At 59.8% G+C, this 895-nt stretch carries 1 pseudogene; it reads left to right on the top strand.

Annotation, left to right across the window (positions count from 1 at the left end):
- Positions 1-94 precede the first annotated feature (94 nt).
- Positions 95-895, top strand: a pseudogene (locus tag GOB85_RS18840) (IS630 family transposase); the annotation flags it as partial.

The following is an 895-nucleotide window of genomic DNA, read 5'->3' as shown; positions in this document are numbered from 1 at the left end:
TAGAGCCTGATGATTTTGGGCTGAATCGGAATATGGGTACCCAGATTGGCTGAAATCTGATTCAACCATCTGGCTGGATTGGAGGCCAGCATGGATGGCGCGTCCTTATTCGATGGATCTTCGCGAGCGGATTGTAGCTGCCGTGGAAACAGATGGCCTGTCCTGCCACGAGGCAGCGAAGCGTTACGGCGTAGCCCCCAGCACCGCGATCCGGTGGATGCAGAGTTTTCGGCGGACCGGCAGCGTTTCTGCTGGCCAGATGGGTGGCCATAAGCCGAAACGGCTGAGGGGTGTGCATCGAGAGTGGCTGATCGAGCGCTGCAATGCGGGAGATTTTACGCTGCGGGGCCTGGTCGCCGAACTTGCCGGGCGCGGACTCAAGGTCGATTACCGCTCTGTCTGGGCGTTCGTCCACGATGAGAGGCTCAGCTTCAAAAAAAACGCTCGTCGCGGCCGAACAGGACCGTCCTGATGTCGCCCGGCGACGGGCACAATGGCGAAAATATCAACACCTCATCGATCCCGCCCGCCTGGTGTTCATTGATGAAACCTGGACCAAAACCAATATGGCGCCGCTGCGCGGCTGGGCACCACGCGGCGAACGGCTCCGGGGCAAAGTGCCCTGGGGTCATTGGAACACCATGACCTTTATTGCCGCCCTGCGGGTCGATCGGATTGATGCACCGTGGCTGCTCGATGGCCCGATCAACGGCGAACGCTTCCGCCTCTACGTCGAAAACGAACTTGTGCAAACGCTCAGGCCCGGTGACATCGTGGTCGCCGACAACCTCGGCAGCCACAAGAACAAGGCAGCACGGGTAGCTATCCGACAGGTCGGCGCGCGCCTGATCCTCCTGCCAAAATATTCGCCAGACCTAAACCCGATCGAACAGGT

The sequence above is a fragment of the Acetobacter fallax genome (assembly GCF_011516735.1).
Lineage (GTDB): Bacteria > Pseudomonadota > Alphaproteobacteria > Acetobacterales > Acetobacteraceae > Acetobacter > Acetobacter fallax.
The sequence above is the reverse complement of the archived record's forward strand: the minus strand, read 5'-3'. Positions and strand labels throughout refer to the sequence as shown.